12 protein-coding genes are annotated in these 15,630 nt (G+C 54.7%); 4 read left to right on the top strand and 8 right to left on the bottom strand.

Annotated elements, in window-relative coordinates:
- Positions 1 to 7 precede the first annotated feature (7 nt).
- The 3 genes from waaA to WKJ03_RS13325 are packed head-to-tail and all read right to left on the bottom strand — an operon-like array spanning position 8 to position 3,613.
- Positions 8 to 2,059, bottom strand: a complete 2,052-nt coding sequence (gene waaA / locus WKJ03_RS13335; RefSeq protein ID WP_337842714.1) for a lipid IV(A) 3-deoxy-D-manno-octulosonic acid transferase — start codon at positions 2,057 to 2,059, stop codon at positions 8 to 10.
- Positions 2,056 to 2,838, bottom strand: a complete 783-nt coding sequence (locus WKJ03_RS13330; protein ID WP_337842713.1) for a glycosyltransferase family 2 protein — start codon at positions 2,836 to 2,838, stop codon at positions 2,056 to 2,058. The genes waaA and WKJ03_RS13330 overlap by 4 nt, the downstream gene beginning before the upstream one ends.
- Positions 2,825 to 3,613: a glycosyltransferase family 25 protein gene (locus WKJ03_RS13325; RefSeq protein ID WP_337842712.1), complete on the bottom strand. Its 789-nt coding sequence runs from the start codon at positions 3,611 to 3,613 to the stop codon at positions 2,825 to 2,827. The genes WKJ03_RS13330 and WKJ03_RS13325 overlap by 14 nt, the downstream gene beginning before the upstream one ends.
- Before the next feature lie 163 nt (positions 3,614 to 3,776).
- Here WKJ03_RS13325 and WKJ03_RS13320 point away from each other — a divergent pair, with 163 nt between their 5' ends.
- The 4 genes from WKJ03_RS13320 to gmhB are packed head-to-tail and all read left to right on the top strand — an operon-like array spanning position 3,777 to position 7,408.
- On the top strand, positions 3,777 to 4,364 hold the full coding sequence (locus tag WKJ03_RS13320) for an SIS domain-containing protein (protein ID WP_337842711.1): 588 nt from the start codon (positions 3,777 to 3,779) through the stop codon (positions 4,362 to 4,364).
- Positions 4,365 to 4,367: 3 nt separating this feature from the next.
- Positions 4,368 to 5,819: a bifunctional D-glycero-beta-D-manno-heptose-7-phosphate kinase/D-glycero-beta-D-manno-heptose 1-phosphate adenylyltransferase HldE gene (hldE, locus tag WKJ03_RS13315; RefSeq protein ID WP_337842710.1), complete on the top strand. Its 1,452-nt coding sequence runs from the start codon at positions 4,368 to 4,370 to the stop codon at positions 5,817 to 5,819.
- Complete coding sequence (locus WKJ03_RS13310; RefSeq protein ID WP_337842709.1) at positions 5,820 to 6,857, top strand: glycosyltransferase family 9 protein; 1,038 nt, start codon at positions 5,820 to 5,822, stop codon at positions 6,855 to 6,857.
- The gene (gene gmhB / locus WKJ03_RS13305; RefSeq protein WP_337842708.1) at positions 6,854 to 7,408 is read left to right on the top strand and encodes a D-glycero-beta-D-manno-heptose 1,7-bisphosphate 7-phosphatase; all 555 of its coding nucleotides are present in this window, start codon (positions 6,854 to 6,856) and stop codon (positions 7,406 to 7,408) included. The genes WKJ03_RS13310 and gmhB overlap by 4 nt, the downstream gene beginning before the upstream one ends.
- A gap of 70 nt (positions 7,409 to 7,478) precedes the next feature.
- On the opposite strand, the gene WKJ03_RS13300 is transcribed toward gmhB, so the two are convergent.
- The 5 genes from WKJ03_RS13300 to WKJ03_RS13280 all read right to left on the bottom strand — a co-directional run bounded on the left by WKJ03_RS13300 (position 7,479) and on the right by WKJ03_RS13280 (position 15,627).
- Positions 7,479 to 7,952, bottom strand: coding sequence for a peroxiredoxin (locus tag WKJ03_RS13300; RefSeq protein WP_337842707.1), 474 nt, complete (start codon positions 7,950 to 7,952; stop codon positions 7,479 to 7,481).
- Positions 7,953 to 7,969: 17 nt separating this feature from the next.
- The gene (locus tag WKJ03_RS13295; protein WP_337842706.1) at positions 7,970 to 8,914 is read right to left on the bottom strand and encodes a DUF6492 family protein; all 945 of its coding nucleotides are present in this window, start codon (positions 8,912 to 8,914) and stop codon (positions 7,970 to 7,972) included.
- 22 nt (positions 8,915 to 8,936) lie between these two features.
- Positions 8,937 to 9,689: a class I SAM-dependent methyltransferase gene (locus tag WKJ03_RS13290; RefSeq protein ID WP_337842705.1), complete on the bottom strand. Its 753-nt coding sequence runs from the start codon at positions 9,687 to 9,689 to the stop codon at positions 8,937 to 8,939.
- Between the two features lie 76 nt (positions 9,690 to 9,765).
- Positions 9,766 to 11,973: a hypothetical protein gene (locus WKJ03_RS13285; RefSeq protein WP_337842704.1), complete on the bottom strand. Its 2,208-nt coding sequence runs from the start codon at positions 11,971 to 11,973 to the stop codon at positions 9,766 to 9,768.
- A 99-nt stretch (positions 11,974 to 12,072) separates the two neighbouring features.
- A complete protein-coding gene (locus tag WKJ03_RS13280; protein ID WP_337842703.1) occupies positions 12,073 to 15,627 on the bottom strand; it encodes a M1 family aminopeptidase in 3,555 nt (1,184 codons plus the stop codon).
- Positions 15,628 to 15,630: the final 3 nt, after the last annotated feature.

The raw sequence follows: 15,630 nt of genomic DNA, 5'->3' as shown, positions 1-15,630 counted from the left end.
GTCTGCCTTAATCTTGGTTTGAAGAGCCATGCTCTGTCAGGTGTTGCGTTAACTTATAGCCCTGCATCAGGGCCTGGAAATCGGCGTCCTGCCAGTGAAACTGCGGCAGTTGCTGCTGTTCTTTGCGTAAACTGCGCCGCAGGCGTGCCAGAGTCGCCGCTTTCCACTGCTGACCGCCACGCTGAGCGCATTTATCAAAATCAATCAGGTAAAAACGGCCATCAGCCAGCAAAATATTGTGGCAATTTAAATCCGAATGCCAGATTTGCTCTGTGTGAAAGGCCCGGATCATCGCGCCCACCTGCTGCCACTCTGCTGGGCTTAACGCGCGCTGCTGCAGCAACTGGCTTAAATCCACAGCCCCTTCAATGCGCTGCAGCAAAATATCAGCGCTATAGCCAAAGCCCCGGCGCTGAAACAGAGCCAGGCCGGGCAAAGGCACAGGCAAACCAGCCTGATGCATCTGGCGCAATAAACGAAACTCTGCCATAGCACGGCTTTGTGCCACAGGCACAGGCCAGAACCAGTCTTTGTTCAGCTTGCCAACCAGGCCGCCACGGTAATAATGCCGCAACACCCATTCAGTGCCAGCCGCTTTGACAAACCAGACGGTATGGCGGCCCTTGCTGCTGCCCACCACCGCCTGCTGTTGTTGCCAGAATTGCGGCCTTAAACAGTCCGCGGAAATTTGCGCTGGTTTTTCTGAAAATCCGGCGGTTGAAAGTTCGGAGAAAAAACTAGTATCAGCCCATAACACCGATGAACTTTTTTCTTCAGATACAAAATCTTGCAGCGCCAGCAATTGCTGAGTGCGCAGTAACAACCGGGCAACGGCCCCCTGCTGCTGGCAGAACAATTGATAACCGGCCTGTCCCAGCTGTTCAGCCAGCCCGGGCTGCTGTTGCCATTGCATTAAAGCTGTGGAAATGGCGCTGGCATCGGCAGCAAACTGCACCGCCTGTTGTTTTTTCAGGGCACTGAACAGCACGGCAAAGTTAAACACATAAGGACCGCTGAGCACAGGTTTGGCGAAGGCCATCGCTTCCAGTGGGTTGTGCCCCCCACGCTCAATCAGGCTGCCGCCGATAAAAACCCAGTCGGCCAGCTGGTACCAGCTTAAAAGTTCGCCCATGGAATCCGCCAGCCAGACGGCGGTGTCGGCCTCTGGCCACTGCTGCAGGCTGCGACGGCAGTACCTCAGCCCCGCCTGTTCAATCAGAGTGGCGACGCTGTCAAACCGCTCTTTATGCCGCGGCACCAGCACCAGCAAAAGTTCAGGGATCTGCGCTTTTAGCTGCTGGCAGGCCTGCAGCAGCACTTCATCTTCACCCGCATGGGTGCTGGCCGCCACCCAGACTTTGCGGCCTTGCAGCTGCGGTTTCAGTTGTGCCGCCAATGCGGTGCTGTGCGGCGGGATCTGCAGGTCAAACTTAATATTGCCAGCGTTTTCTACCCGGGCCGCCCCCAGCGCTTTAAAGCGCCGGGCACTGTTTCTGTCCTGCGTCTGCACCAGACTGATCCGCGCCAACAAACCCGCCGTCAGCCAGTAAAAACGGCGATAGCCTTTGGCCGAGCGGGCCGACAGGCGGGCATTCACCAGTTGCACCGGAATGCCCAGCTCAAAACAGGCCTGTAACAAGTTTGGCCACAGCTCAGTTTCCATCACCATCACCAGCCTGGGCGACAGCGCTTTCAGCCAGCGCTTGGTCAGCCAGGGGTAATCAAAGGGCAAGTAGGCATGCTGCAGCTGACCGGGAGCAAAGGACTGAATGGCTTCTGAGGCTGTGGGGGTAGTACAGCTGACCAGCAGCGGCAGCTTTAAGCTGGCAAGTAATTGGTTCACCAGCGGTTTGGCGGCATTAAACTCACCCACTGAGACGGTATGCAGCAACACGCCGCCTTTTGCCGCGCCCACAGGCACCACCAACCCAAAACGCTCGGCAAAACGACGGCGATAGGCCGGGTCTTTGCGTGAGCGCAGCAGCAAATACAGCAGCAACAGCGGCGTCAGCAGCACCACCAGCAGGTTATAGAGCCAGCGCAGCAGCGCAAATTTCATGCTTTGGCCTTGTGTGCTTTGGCTTCTGCCACCAGGGTAGTCAGCGCAGCGTATTTATGAAAGGCATACTGCGCCAGTACAATGGCCATCAGCAAACCGCGCCAGCCATCAAGAAAACCACCACGCAGCAGGTACTGCTGGATAAAATCGGTAAAAAAGCGCAACACCGCAAAACCAAGATTGGCGCTTTTGCCACAGGCAAATTTGTCTTCTGCCCCTAACCAGGCGTACTTCAGGTGTTTTTCCTGGCAATGCAGATAGCTGCGCCAGCTGTGATGAATAATGGCGCCTTTTAATACCCGGATATTCTCATAAGGTAACAACAGAGTTTCATGCACCTGCCGGTCTTTAAAAGCGGCACCGGTTTTCAGAAAAAGTTTGCCTTGTGGTGTGGAATAACGGCCCCGTTTCAGTAACTTGCCAAAAAAATAGGTATGCCAGGGCATTTTGATAAAGTTGGCTTTTAGGTCGGGTTCTGATAACACGGCATCAATTTCGGCTTTCAGCGGCTCGGTGATAATTTCATCGGCATCAATACTCAGCACCCAGTCGTGTTCGCAATACGCCAGAGCACGGTTGCGCTGTGGGCCAAAGCCAGGCCAGTCGGTTTGGTAGACAGTATCGGCGTACTGCCGGGCTATCTCAACAGTGCGGTCTTTACTGCCGGAGTCCAGCACAATCAGCTGGTCGACCCAGCCTTTTAGCGGCTTCAGGCAAGCCTCAATGCGGTCTTCCTCGTTACAGCAAATGACAAAACAGGAAATTTTACGCCGCGCCATGGTCAGCCTCCTGCTCCGGCTGCAGCCGGACCTGCTGCACATCACCGGATTTATGATGTTTGCGAATTTGCGCCAGCTGCCAGCGGTATTTCAGGTTGCGGAAAAAGGAGGTGCCGCCCTTCCGGCTGCCTCCACTCATTTTGTCGATTTCGCTGTCAAAACGGCTGGCCGACCATAAGCGGTATGGCAGAATGGAATAGACGCTCAGGTTCAGCTCTGGGTAAAACTGCAGGTCCACATCCACAGGGCGGAAAAACTTCGGTCGGCTCAGCAGTTTTTTCGCACCACTTAAGGTCAGTGCGTACCCTGTGGTGCAGTTGGGTACTTTGGCAAAGTTCACCAGCTGGTAGCCGTCACCAATGTCCAGTTTATCCTCGCCTTCACCAGCGCGGTCATCCGCCAGTTTAATCATATCCCAGTTCCGTAACTGGCTGATTTTTTTCAGCAAAGCTGGAAACTCCGGTTCCAGATCTATGTCATCTTCCAAAATAAAGGCCAGCTCAATATTCTCATCAGCCATTCGTTGCCACAAAGTTCGGTGGCTTAAATAGCAACCAATTTCACCGGGCGACAAAGGGCGGCGGAATTTTTGCTGGTTTAGCGCCACGTCGTAGCAGGCTGCCACATCGGCGGCAGACAGGTTTTTACCATACACAGCGCTGAAACGTTCAGCTGTTAAACCGAGTTTCGCCAGTTGGGCTGTAGCCGACTGGTAACGCTCCGGGTTGGAATCTAAGTTAATAAGCCAAATCGGCGCCTGTGGCTCTGTGCTCATGAATTGCCTTTGCTGAACGTCCCAAATGACGCAGGATCTTACCCCACATCAGCGGAGGAGCAAAAATCTTTCCTGTCCGGAACTGAAGCGACGGCTGAAAAAGTGCTTTAGTGCCGGTAAATATCCGTTAAAATGCAAACAATTCCGTCAGCAAGAGACTGTTATGTCAGAGTTTAAACAGAGTTTTATCGCCAGTTTACAACGTCACCGTGATGCGTTCGCGACCGTAGAACAGTATGCCGACCAGGCCTTACAGCTGCTGGCCGCCGTGCAGGATTGTCTGGCGGCTGGCGGCAAAGTGGTCTGGATGGGCAACGGCGGCAGTGCGGCTGACAGCCAGCATTTAGCCGCTGAGTTTATGGTGCGCTACAAAGCGGAACGTGGCCCGCTGGCATCCATTGCACTGACGACCGACACCTCTATTCTGACCGCGCACGCCAATGACTACCACTTCGATACGGTATTTGAACGCCAGGTGCGTGGCATAGTAAGGCCACAGGATGTTGTGATTGGCCTGACCACCTCCGGCAAAAGCCCGAACATTAATCTGGCCCTGAAAGCAGCCAATGAACTGGGTGCCTTTACCGTTGCCCTGACTGGCCGTGACGGTGGTCTGGTCAAAGACATTGCCAAACTGCCAATTATTGTCAAAAGCGACGAAACAGCGCGCATTCAGGAAGTGCATATGTTTATCGGCCACTGGCTCTGTGAAGCGCTGGATATTGCCATTTTGGCTAAACAAGGCGCTTAAGCCATGATCAATCTGGCGCTGCTGCAGCAGCTTTCCAAAGCGTCGGTTCTGGTGGTCGGTGACGTGATGCTGGACCGTTATTTTAACGGCGACTCACAGCGCATTTCACCAGAGGCTCCTGTGCCTGTGGTGAAGATCAGTAAAATTGAAGACAAAGCCGGTGGTGCCGCCAACGTGGCACGTAATATTGCCCATCTGGACGGCAAAGTGGGTTTGCTCGGTATTATCGGCCAGGACAGTGCAGGTGACAGTCTGTTGCAGCTGCTTGAAAGCGAACATATTGAATCTCAGCTGGTGCGCCAGCACAGCCGACCTACCATTGCCAAAATGCGGGTGGTGTCGCGCCAGCAGCAAATAGTGCGGTTGGATCAGGAAGAAAGCTTCAGTGCCGACGATGCCACTGCTTTGGCTGAAAAATTCGCCGCTGTGCTGCCGCTTTATGATGTAGTGGTCTTCAGTGATTACGCCAAAGGTTCGTTGCAGCAGGTGCAGGCGATGATCCGCCAGGCCAAAGCCGCCGGTAAAATAGTGCTGGTCGACCCGAAACAAGCGGATTTAACAGTGTACGCCGGGGCCGATATCATCACTCCCAACCTGGCCGAATTCCGGCTGGCCGGTGGCCAGACCGGCTCTGAACAGCAGATGTTGGAATCCGCCCGCGCCTTTATGCAAAAAGCGGAGCTGGGTGCCATTCTGCTGACTCGCAGCGAACAGGGCATGAGCCTGATCACCGCCAGCGACCACCACCACTTTCCGGCCCAGGTGCTGGAAGTCAGTGATGTGACAGGTGCAGGGGATACGGTGATTGCCACATTGGCAGTGATGCTCAGCGCAGGCTTCAGCCTGCCGGAAGCGACAGAACTGTCGAACCTGGCGGCAGGCATTGTGGTGGGTAAAGTTGGCGCTGCTACAGTGTCGCCGGAAGAGCTGGCGCAGAAGCTGAACAAACATTTATTCCGTCAGGGTGAGCATTACCAGACGCCTTACGACAAAGTGCTGCAGCACATCGAGTTTGCCAAAAAAGCCGGCGAACGTATTGTGTTTACCAATGGCTGCTTCGATATTCTGCATGCCGGCCATGTGCGTTATCTGGCGCAGGCCAAAGCTCTGGGCGATCGTTTAGTAGTGGGCCTGAATACCGATGCCTCTGTAGCCAGGCTCAAAGGCCCGCAACGCCCCATCAACAGCCTGGAAGACCGTGCTACTGTGCTGTCCAGCCTGGCCAGTGTCGACTGGGTGGTGCCTTTTGGCGACAATGCCGCAGAAAACGACACGCCGTTGCACTTGATCCAGCAGGTGAACCCTGACGTGCTGGTCAAAGGCGGCGACTATTCCATTGACACCATAGTGGGTGCTGACTTTGTGTTGCAAAACGGCGGCGAAGTGCAGGTACTGACCTTTGTTGACGGCCGCTCCACCAGTAAAGTGATCCGTAAAATACAGGACTTAAGCTAAGTGCGCTCTATCTGCATTCTGCGGTTATCCGCCATCGGCGACGTGGTCAATGCCTGCGCTGTGGTACAGGCCATTCAACGCCAGTACCCGGAAGCGGCCATCACCTGGGTGATTGGCAAAGTTGAAGCTAAGTTGCTCGAAGGCTTACCTGGTGTACGTCTGGTGGTGTTTGATAAAAAGCAGGGCCGCCAGGCTTACCTGAAGTTAAAACGTGATTTGCAAGGTGAAGTCTTTGATTGCCTGCTGCATATGCAACTGGCCTTTCGAGCCAACCTGGCCTCTTTGTGCATTAACGCCAAACGCAAAATTGGTTTTGACTGGCACAGCAGCAAAGAGCTGCATTCACTCTTTATGTCGGAACGTATTGAAGCGGCGCCACGTGGCCATGTGCTGGATGGCTTTCGTCAGTTTGCCAAAGCCATAGGTGTGGAATTCGGCCAGCCAATATGGCAGTTACCCATCAGTGCCGACGACGTTAAATTCGCCGCCAAAAAGCTCGACTGGCTGCCGTCGCCGAAAATGATGGCCATCTGCCCGGCCGCCTCCAATCCGGACCGTAACTGGCTGCCCGAGCGTTATGCCGCTATGGCCGACTACGCGGCCCGCCGTGGTTTCAGCATAGTGCTGTGTGGTGGTTCCAGTGCCATTGAGCAGCAGCTGTCGATGGACATTAAGCGTTATGCCAGCACAGAAATACTGGATTTAACCGGCCAGACCAGCCTGAAACAATTGCTGGCAGTGCTCAAGTCGGTGTCTTTGGTGCTGGCGCCGGATACGGGCCCGACCCATATGGCTGTGGCCGTCGGCACACCAGTGATCGGCCTGTATGCGCACAGCAACCCGGACCGTACCGGCCCCTACCAGTTCCGCGATTATGTGGTGGAGGTGTACCACCAGAACCTGCTGGCTCAGACCGGCAAACTGGCGTCGGAGCTGAAATGGGGCACCCGGGTGAAAGGGGCCGACCTGATGCAACAAATCACGGTAGAACAAGTGCAGCAGATGTTTGACAAGCTGGTGCGGGAACACAGGTTATGAGTCAGCCGACCCGCAAAGCGGCCTTTCTGGACAGAGACGGTGTGATCAATATCGACCATGGTTATGTCAGCAGCCCGCAGCAGTTTGAATTTATAGACGGTGTGTTTGACACCTGCCGTTTACTGCAACAGCAGGGTTACCTGCTGATTGTGGTAACCAACCAGTCCGGTATTGGCCGCGGTTATTACACTGAACAGCAGTTTCATCAGTTGACGGATTGGATGAAGCAGCAGTTTGCTGAGCATGGCGTGCAGATTGACGCCCTGTATTTTTGCCCGCATCACCCGGACAACGCCCTGCCGCCATATCAGCTGGACTGCAACTGCCGTAAACCCAGACCGGGCATGTTGCAGCAAGCGATGGCTGACTTTGGCATTGACCCGGCCCAGAGCCTGATGCTGGGTGATAAAGCCGCCGATATGCAGGCGGCTGCGGCGGCTGGCGTCAGGCGAAAAATTCTGGTGTTATCCGGCCAGCAGCTCAGTGACGAAGATAAACAACTGGCCGATGAAGTCTGGCCTTCCATTGCCTCTGCCAGCAGCCTGCTCTGACTAACAAGGGCGGGTCAAGACCGGCCTGTAAACAACGTGGGCGGGTCAAGACCCACCCCTACTCTCCACTTTACAGCAGAGTCAACATCACTTCTGCTTTACTGACTTCAAATTGTTTGGGCTCATCCACCTGCAGCTGTGTCACCACGCCGTCGTCCACCAGCATGGCGTAACGGCGTGAACGCAGGCCACCAAAATCACCTGTGTCTGCCGCCAGACCAGTGGCCTGAGCAAACTTACCGGCGCCATCAGCCAGCATCAGAATATCACCGGCGTTATGCGCCTTGCCCCAGGCATCCATCACATAAGCGTCGTTCACCGACAGACAAATAATACGGTCCACCCCTTTGTCATAGAACTGTTGTTGCCGCTCGACAAAACCCGGCAAATGGGCCGCGCTGCAGGTGGGGGTAAAAGCACCCGGCACGGCAAACAACACCACTTTTTCGCCTTTAAACAACTCGGCCGTGCTTTGCGTGACTACCCCATTGTCGGTTAAACGCTGAAACTGTACATCCGGTAATCGCTCACCAATCTGAATCATGACTTACTCCTTGGTCTTCAGGGCTGCACCGCTTGGGTGGCAGCCAGTAATTTGCTGATTTCATTATCGGTACTAATAAAGGGCCCAACTTTAGCCCAGACTTCGGCCGGTGCTAAAAAGGTTTTGCTGCCCACCACACAAAACAAACCCGGGCAACGGTTACTGAAACTATAGGCGGTATCCCACTGCTCATAAGGGTGCGATTCATGCACCAGCAAACGTTGCGGGTACTGCGCTGTGCCAGCAATCACATGGTACTGCTCCAGCAGCCCCAATTTGCGGGCACAGAGGTAATACAACGAATACTCTGTCCATTTCAGCATCAGAAAACGATGCGGTAACCAGTTCAGCGGCGACGACGGAATATGCAACTGACCAAGGAAATCGACCCAGTGTTTGCCATGCAGACGGGTGATTTCCTGCTGCAGCTTTTTCGCCAGTTCGACCGACAGCATGGCCGGAGTCACTGTCATCCCCACCGCCGGGTCACCGACATTCGGGTTCATTTTTAAAATACGGGCAGACGATTTCCACCACTTGGGATGCTGGGCGCGGAATTCGTATTGCAGCAGCGCTTTGCCTTCAGGCAACAGGTTTGCTTTGCTGATGGCTTTCAGGCAAATGGCATCCGCATCAAAAGTCAGGTAGAACTTCGCCTGCATTTTAGAGGCGATGGCCAGTTTCACCACCTGTTGTTTGCGCCAGCCACGCATTTTCGGGTAGTTGGCCAGCTCTGGCACCAGTTCATTTTCGGACAACACCTTAATGCCCAAATGCGCCCAACGGGCAAAGGCCTGCTCAACAATGCCCACTTCATTGGCGGGCACCACCACATAAAACTCACTGAATAAACCGGGTTCGGCAAAACGGTCCAACGAACTGAATAAAATATGGGCGCGGTTCAGATCATCCACCCCATAACTGCCTGTCACTTTCAGCGGCAGTACTGCGCCAATGGTCATGCTGTCTTCCTTCTCCTGTGGCTTAGAGTGCAGCTTTCACATACACATCAAATCTGTTGTTTTTGCCTTCCACCTGCATAGTGGGTTTTTGCCCGGCCAGAAAGCCGGCATACCCCGGGCGTTTGACCACCACACGTTTTTGCGCCAGCTGCCAGGCCAGAGGCCAGAGCGCATCGGCGTCTTCATCCGTCCCCACCACCTGATGAAAGGCCTGCATTTCTTTTTTCACCAGCGCCGATTTCTCCCGCGCCGGAAACATAGGGTCCAGATAGACCACGTCGGGGGCTGGCAGTTCAGTTAAAGCCTGCTGCGACGGTGCAAACACCAGCTGCATCCGCTCTGGTAACCAGTCGGCGGTGTCCGGGTGCACTGCAGCCCGGCGCAGGCCGTCAGCCAACAAAGCGGCCACCGCTGAGTTACGTTCCACCAGCGTTACTTTGGCACCGCAACTGGCCAGCACCAGTGCATCCCGGCCCAGGCCAGCGGTCGCATCCACCACCCTCAGGCCGGATTTTTTATTCAGCCCCACAGCTTTGGCAATGGCTTCGCTTTTGCCGCCACCGTGTTTACGCCGCCAGGCCGCAGTACCGCTGCAAAAGTCCACCAGCACATCGCCTTGTTTCGGCAGCTCGCTATGACGCAACACCAAAGCCTCACCATTCCAGCACAAATACCAGCCAACAGGGTCAGGTTGCACTGAAAGACCAAAGCTCTGTTGGAGTTGCTGACGCAACGCGGCCGGAAATTCGGCGGAAGGGGATATTGCAATCGACATAGACAAACCAGTGACAAAAATGGCCTTTAGTCTAACGCAGAGCCTGAGGTCTGGGCCAGCAGGCTCTGCAACAATCTCAAGGCTGAGCTGACATCTGGCGTTGCAGAGCCTGGATCAATAGCCCGGCAGGTTGTTCAGGTCCCACTTGTTGTTGCATCTGCAACTGCGCATGGTCAGATAACCACCACCCCAAGGGGACATCACTCAGGCTGGGTGGCAAACGAAACACCAGGCTGTTTTTCAATACGGAGCCCTGCTCAGGCTGAAACTGAAAATAGGGATTGGCCGCAGCGCCTTGGTTCTGTGTCACCAGCAGCTGAGTCAGCGCACTGTAGCCCTGGCCCTGACGTGCCGACAACAAACCTTGCAGAGGTGCTGTCAGCTCGTTTGCTACCATACTGCTGGTGTTGTCGGGTGCGATTCGTTGCAGATTGAGAATGTTTGGCTCCAGCGCCGGATCATTGCTGATCACCAGCGCTATCGGCACCAGTTGCCGGCCATCCGGCTTTTTATCAAAAGCTCCTTGTTGCGTCAGCCGCGCGATCAATTGGCGGGTGACAGTAGCGCCAAAATTATCCAGATAACCACCGTCAATTATATGCGTTTTCGCCGACCAGCTGACGGCTGTGTCGCCGGTGCGCAAATCGTAGTTGATGGAACCGGCTGGTGTGACAAAAGGAAAACGGGCGGCATTGAGTGCTGCAGTGCTTAAACGCAGATCACAACTCAAACCTGCAGGGCTGCGGCAGCCCATCAGTTGGTAAACATCATAGCTTGCGGGAAAATCCTCCGCATCAACCGGAAAAGGCGCCGTCACCACAATAGCCCCGGCTTCCTGATGTGACCCCAGACTCAACAACAAAGGCAACCAGGGGCGTTTTGTATCCTGGGCTGAAGGCCGGTAAAACTGCTGCAACGGCTGACTCAGGCCCTCATCCCCCGCCAGTGCAAAGACACTGGCAAAGCCCCTCTCCCAGGAGCGTTCCAGTGCTTCAGCCCTGTCTTGCTGATAAGGGTCAAACTGCAACGGCAAAAAGCGGAACAATAAATCGTTGTATAAAAACGAGGTGGTCACAGGTGTCAGGTAATCCTGCCCGACGGCTTGCTGCAGCTGTTGCTGCAATACTGCGCCATTGACTGTACTTTGTTGCTGTTCGGCCAAAGCGGCGGCATAAAAGCTATTTCCGACCGAACCGCCAGAGACCCCAGCCAGCGAAAATACATGGGCAGAAAAACCCGGGATTTGCTTTTCCAGCTCAGACATCACCAGACCTGTCCAGTAAGACGCCCTCAAACCACCACCTTCACTGGCGACAAAAAACACCGGCACCAGCCCTGCTCCTGCCTGATGTTGCTCCAGCTTCTGGCTGAAATCCTGCCAGGCTGCAGCTAAATCAGGGTAGGCATAGGAAGCTGAAGCGGCAGGAGTCGGGCACTGCAGCGCTGCGTCTGCACCGGCCGCAGTCAGGCAGCGGCGGATCCCATGGTTGTCGGTCGGCAACACCGCACTGATCGCCAGTGCCGCCAAAATCGCCAGGCTCAGCACAGGCACCGGGGGTTGCAGAATGACACCAATCACCGGCCAGTTCCAGCTCCTGCGGGTGACAAAATACACACCAAAAGTCATGCCGCAGAGCAGGCTGCCCAAGCCAATAAACAAGGTGTTAAAGGCCCCGAGCAGCGCCGCTGTGTGTGGCAAAAAGAAAATGGAAAAAAACGCCATCAGCGCCGTAAAACCCAGGCTAAGCCATTGCCAGCTGCGGGTCTGGTCTAAACCTGTCTGGCTCAGCAGCGCCGCGTGCCGCCAGCTTTTTCGGCTGAGTACCAACACCAAAGCCAGCAGGGCCACCAGCACACCTAAAAATGCCGTGCCATACAAACTCCGGCTCAAACCTGTGGTGCAGAGCAGCACCCCAGGCGCAACCGCATAGACTCTGGGTAACCAGAGGGCAGTTTGGGCGCTGATAAAAGCGGTGGGCCTGTGCTGCTCATCGCCCTGATAACCCGTGATCCAACGCTCTGTCTGCTGAAAAATATAACGGGCCGACCACCAGCTCATCAGCGAGAACCACAACAAAGCCGCTGCAGCGGACAAAGCGATTTGAGGGGAAGCCCAACGCAACTCGGCATTGAGCTGAGTGACAATATCCTGAGTCTGACCAATCAGACTGACCATAGCCCACATCAGCAGGATCAGAGTCAGGGTAAAAGCCGTTGCAGCAAAACCACTCAGCCAGCTGCGAATGGCCGCCGATAAAGCCGGCTGATGATGTGCCAATACCATTGCAAGTTCCTTTTAATTAAACAAAGCAACTTACTGTAGCTGAGATTCTAAAAAAGGAACAGGCTGGGGTCAGAGTCCTACTCTGACCCCAGGAGGGGGTTACAACTTGCGGATATTGTCGGCGCTGTCGCGGTCGATCAGGTGCACCAGCGGATCCACACCGACATAAAGCGGTTTGCTGTCGAGAATGATCTGCAGCTGGTTATCACCGGACACCAGACGGTGTTTTTGCAGATACAGGGTTTCACCTGCAGCTGCGGCTTTGTCCGGGTCGGCGCTGAAGGCACCAAGGTCCACCAGTTCATCCAGTGGCTGCTCCTGCTGATTGCCTTTGTCATCGGCCACCAGTTTCTGTGCATACAAGGTCAGGTCCAGCACAAATTTGCCATCCTCCCGCGCCGTCACTTTGGCGTCTTTCACCCGCAGGTCGTACAGGGTGATTTGGGTAAAGAGGTCGTTGATAAAGGCCTGTTCTTCCATGCTGGTATTCAGGCTTAAGTACTGCACCAGATCCAGCGTGGTCGGGAATGGGTCGTTGCGCAGCCGGTAACGTTCGTTAAAGGCCTTCAGGTTGGCATTCAGCCGCTCTGCGCCCAGCCGGTCTTTAATCGCCATCATCACCACAGAACCTTTCTGGTAATGGATGTACGACTGGTTCTCGGCCCGCAACAAAGGCATTTCACCAATACGCTCTGCCGAGCGGCCCTGCAGATAGCGGTCCAGCTCGTATTTGACAAATTGGCGTATTTTATCGGCACCGTATTTCTGCTCCATCACCATCAGTGCCGAATACTGCGACAGACTCTCGGAGATCACCGCACTGCCCTGCACGTCAGCGGCGCCGACCTGATGGCCCCACCACTGGTGCGCCACCTCATGGGCAGTCACGTAATACACAGGGTCTATATTGTCCGGGTCGCGCAGGTCGGTAATAAAGCCAATACGCTCCGAATACGGCACTGTATTGGCAAAACTCTGGGCAAAACTGCGGTAACCCGGAAACTCCATAATGCGCATTTGTTTATGCTGGTAAGGGCCAAATTCTTTGCTGAAGTAATCGATAGAATCGCGTACCGATTCGATCATGCGGTCCACGTTCCAGCCATGGGCCGGGTGGTAATAGACTTCAATATTGATGCCATTGTGCTGTTGCTTTTTCACCGCATACCGGCCCGACACTATGGCGTAGAAGTTCACCATCGGCTGGTCCATTTCATAGCGGAAGTACTGACGGCCATCCTGCTGCCACTGCTTTTGCAGGTAACCCGGTGTCAGTGCTATCTGATCCGCTTCGGTTGAAATGGTGGCGGCAAACTGAATAAAGTCGCCATCCTGGCCAAAGAAGTTCTGCCGGTAGAAGCGGCTGTCTTCCAGCTTATTGGCGCGTTCGTTCGGCTGCAGGCCACGCTTTTGCCGTTCGTGCCTGTCCTGCAGCTCGTAGTCTTCCTGATAACCAAAGGTGGGCAACAGCGCCCTGTTATTAATAAAGGTACCGTTTTCCACCACGGACGGGTCAAAGCCGGTTTCGCGAATGCCCACCACCTGACGCACCAGCTCAATTTCACCGCTGATGCTCTGGCCTGGCGCAATTGCAGGGGTAAAGCTGAGCCAGCTGGTTCTCAGTTTGTCATCGCGCTCACTCAGGCTGGCGCCGTCGATACGAATGCTTAGCTGCTCCGTGTTTTCCGGCCAATTCACCAGTACTTTTTCAATAGGCTGACTGGATTTGTTTTGCCAACTCAGCTGCACCCTGGCTTTGACTTTGTGTTCTGAAGGGTATAAATCCACCGCCGCATCCACAGCTGTAGTGACCGGAATGGGCCAGCCGGCGTACTGGATTAATTCTTTCTCATAATCGGCTTGCAGATCTTGCTGCTGGTCGGCCGTTTGGTAATTATTCAGCACTGTGGTTTGGTAAAACAGGAAGCTGCCGCTGCCCAGGGCCACCAACACCGACGCAGCAATCAGGCCTTTGCCTGTCGCGCCCAACTGGTAACCCAAAATGCGCCAGCGTTGTTTCAGGCTTTGCATAGGGCCGCGGTGGTACAAGCCGTACCCCAATACAAACAACACCAGACTAATAGCGCCCCAGTACAACATGTACCAGCTATGGCTTTCCAGCGTCGAGCCATACTGGTTCAGGTCCGAAAACGCCACTGAAGGTGAGGTGCCAAAATTCAGCAAACTGTGGCCTAAGCCCCAGTTCGACAACACCAGCGACAGCATAAAGTAGCCGACAAAGAGCCCCATACCAACAAACTTGTTCGGGCTCAGCACCTGCAGGAAAAACGCCAGCACCACTGTGAACAAGGCCGGTACCCAGAAGAAATAGCCCAGGCGGATGGCGTACTGTGACAGCTCAAACTCTGTCATGCCTTTTATCGCCTGGTAAACCACAGTGACCGAAGTGCCCAGCACAAACAGCAGCAGCATGACCGCGCCAACCGCCAGTAATTTCGCCAGCCAGAAGGTCAGGTTGGGTACTGGCATGGTGTCGATAATATCGCCCATGCCGGAGTTGCGTTCACGCCAGATCACCTCAGCGCTGTAATACACAGTCACCAGCACCACCAGTAGCCCCAGCGAGCCGGAGATATGCTCGACCATACGCTGGGTCACGGGCCAGTTCGAGGTGCCGTACCAGTCAAAATCGCCGAACAAGGGACCAATCAGCTGCGCCATGGCAATCAGGCCAAGGATCACAAAAGGTGCAGTGAACAGCACCTGACGCATTTCAAAACGAATGCGACACCAGAGTGCACTGCTGCCACCCCAGTGGCTGGCTTTTTGCTGCAACTGCGCCACAGTCACCACAGGCGGCTGCAGCACTTTGCCTTTGGCTTTTTTCAGATCTTTTTTCGCCAGCCCCGGCACACGGAATAAACCGGCTGCGGCCAGCAATGCAAAGGAAATCAGCAACCATAAGCCACGGTTTTGCAGTAACACTCCGCTCAGCTCAACCAACTGGCTGTTCTTTTCCTGAATGGTCCAGTAGCGGGTCAGATCCAGGAAAGTACGGATGCCAAAAGGGTCCAATAGGGCGGCCAGGCTGCGGTATTCCGGCATGCGGGCAAAGGTACCGGACACCGCATACAGCACCAGCATCACCACAGCAATCAGGTACAGCGGCATTAAAGAGCGGAATTTGGTGGCCGCCGCATAAAACAGTGCCGACAATACAAAAAGCCCGGGCACCGACAGCACCACAAAGTTATAGAGGTAGAAGTACAGGTTGGTCGGGCCAAAGCGGCTGGCGTCAACCCAAGGCATAAAGCTGCCCAATAAAATACCTATGGGTACACTCAGGTACACCAGCAGCACCACCAGATAGCTGCCGAAGAAGCGGCCAAACTGGTACGAAAACGCCTGCAGTGGTTTGGTGTATATCAGCTCTTCCATTTGGTGCTGCGCATTACGCACGGCGCCACTGCCAACAAAGTTCACCACGGCAAACATCGCAAACAGGCTCAGGATCAACAGCGTCTGGGCAATAGCGAAGGGGCTGTTTTTAAACACCTCACCACCGCCGCCAATCACTATATTGTCGGACGTCACCGAAAAGAAACTGCTTAAAAACAGCAGCAAACTGACCACATAAAAAGACGGCTGGCGCAGAAAATAGCGCAGCTCAAAACGCAGCATGGCGACAAACATAAG

The sequence above is a fragment of the Rheinheimera sp. genome, from assembly GCF_037442525.1.
In the GTDB taxonomy this organism is placed as follows: domain Bacteria; phylum Pseudomonadota; class Gammaproteobacteria; order Enterobacterales; family Alteromonadaceae; genus Pararheinheimera.
This window is presented reverse-complemented; position numbering and strand designations above follow the sequence as displayed.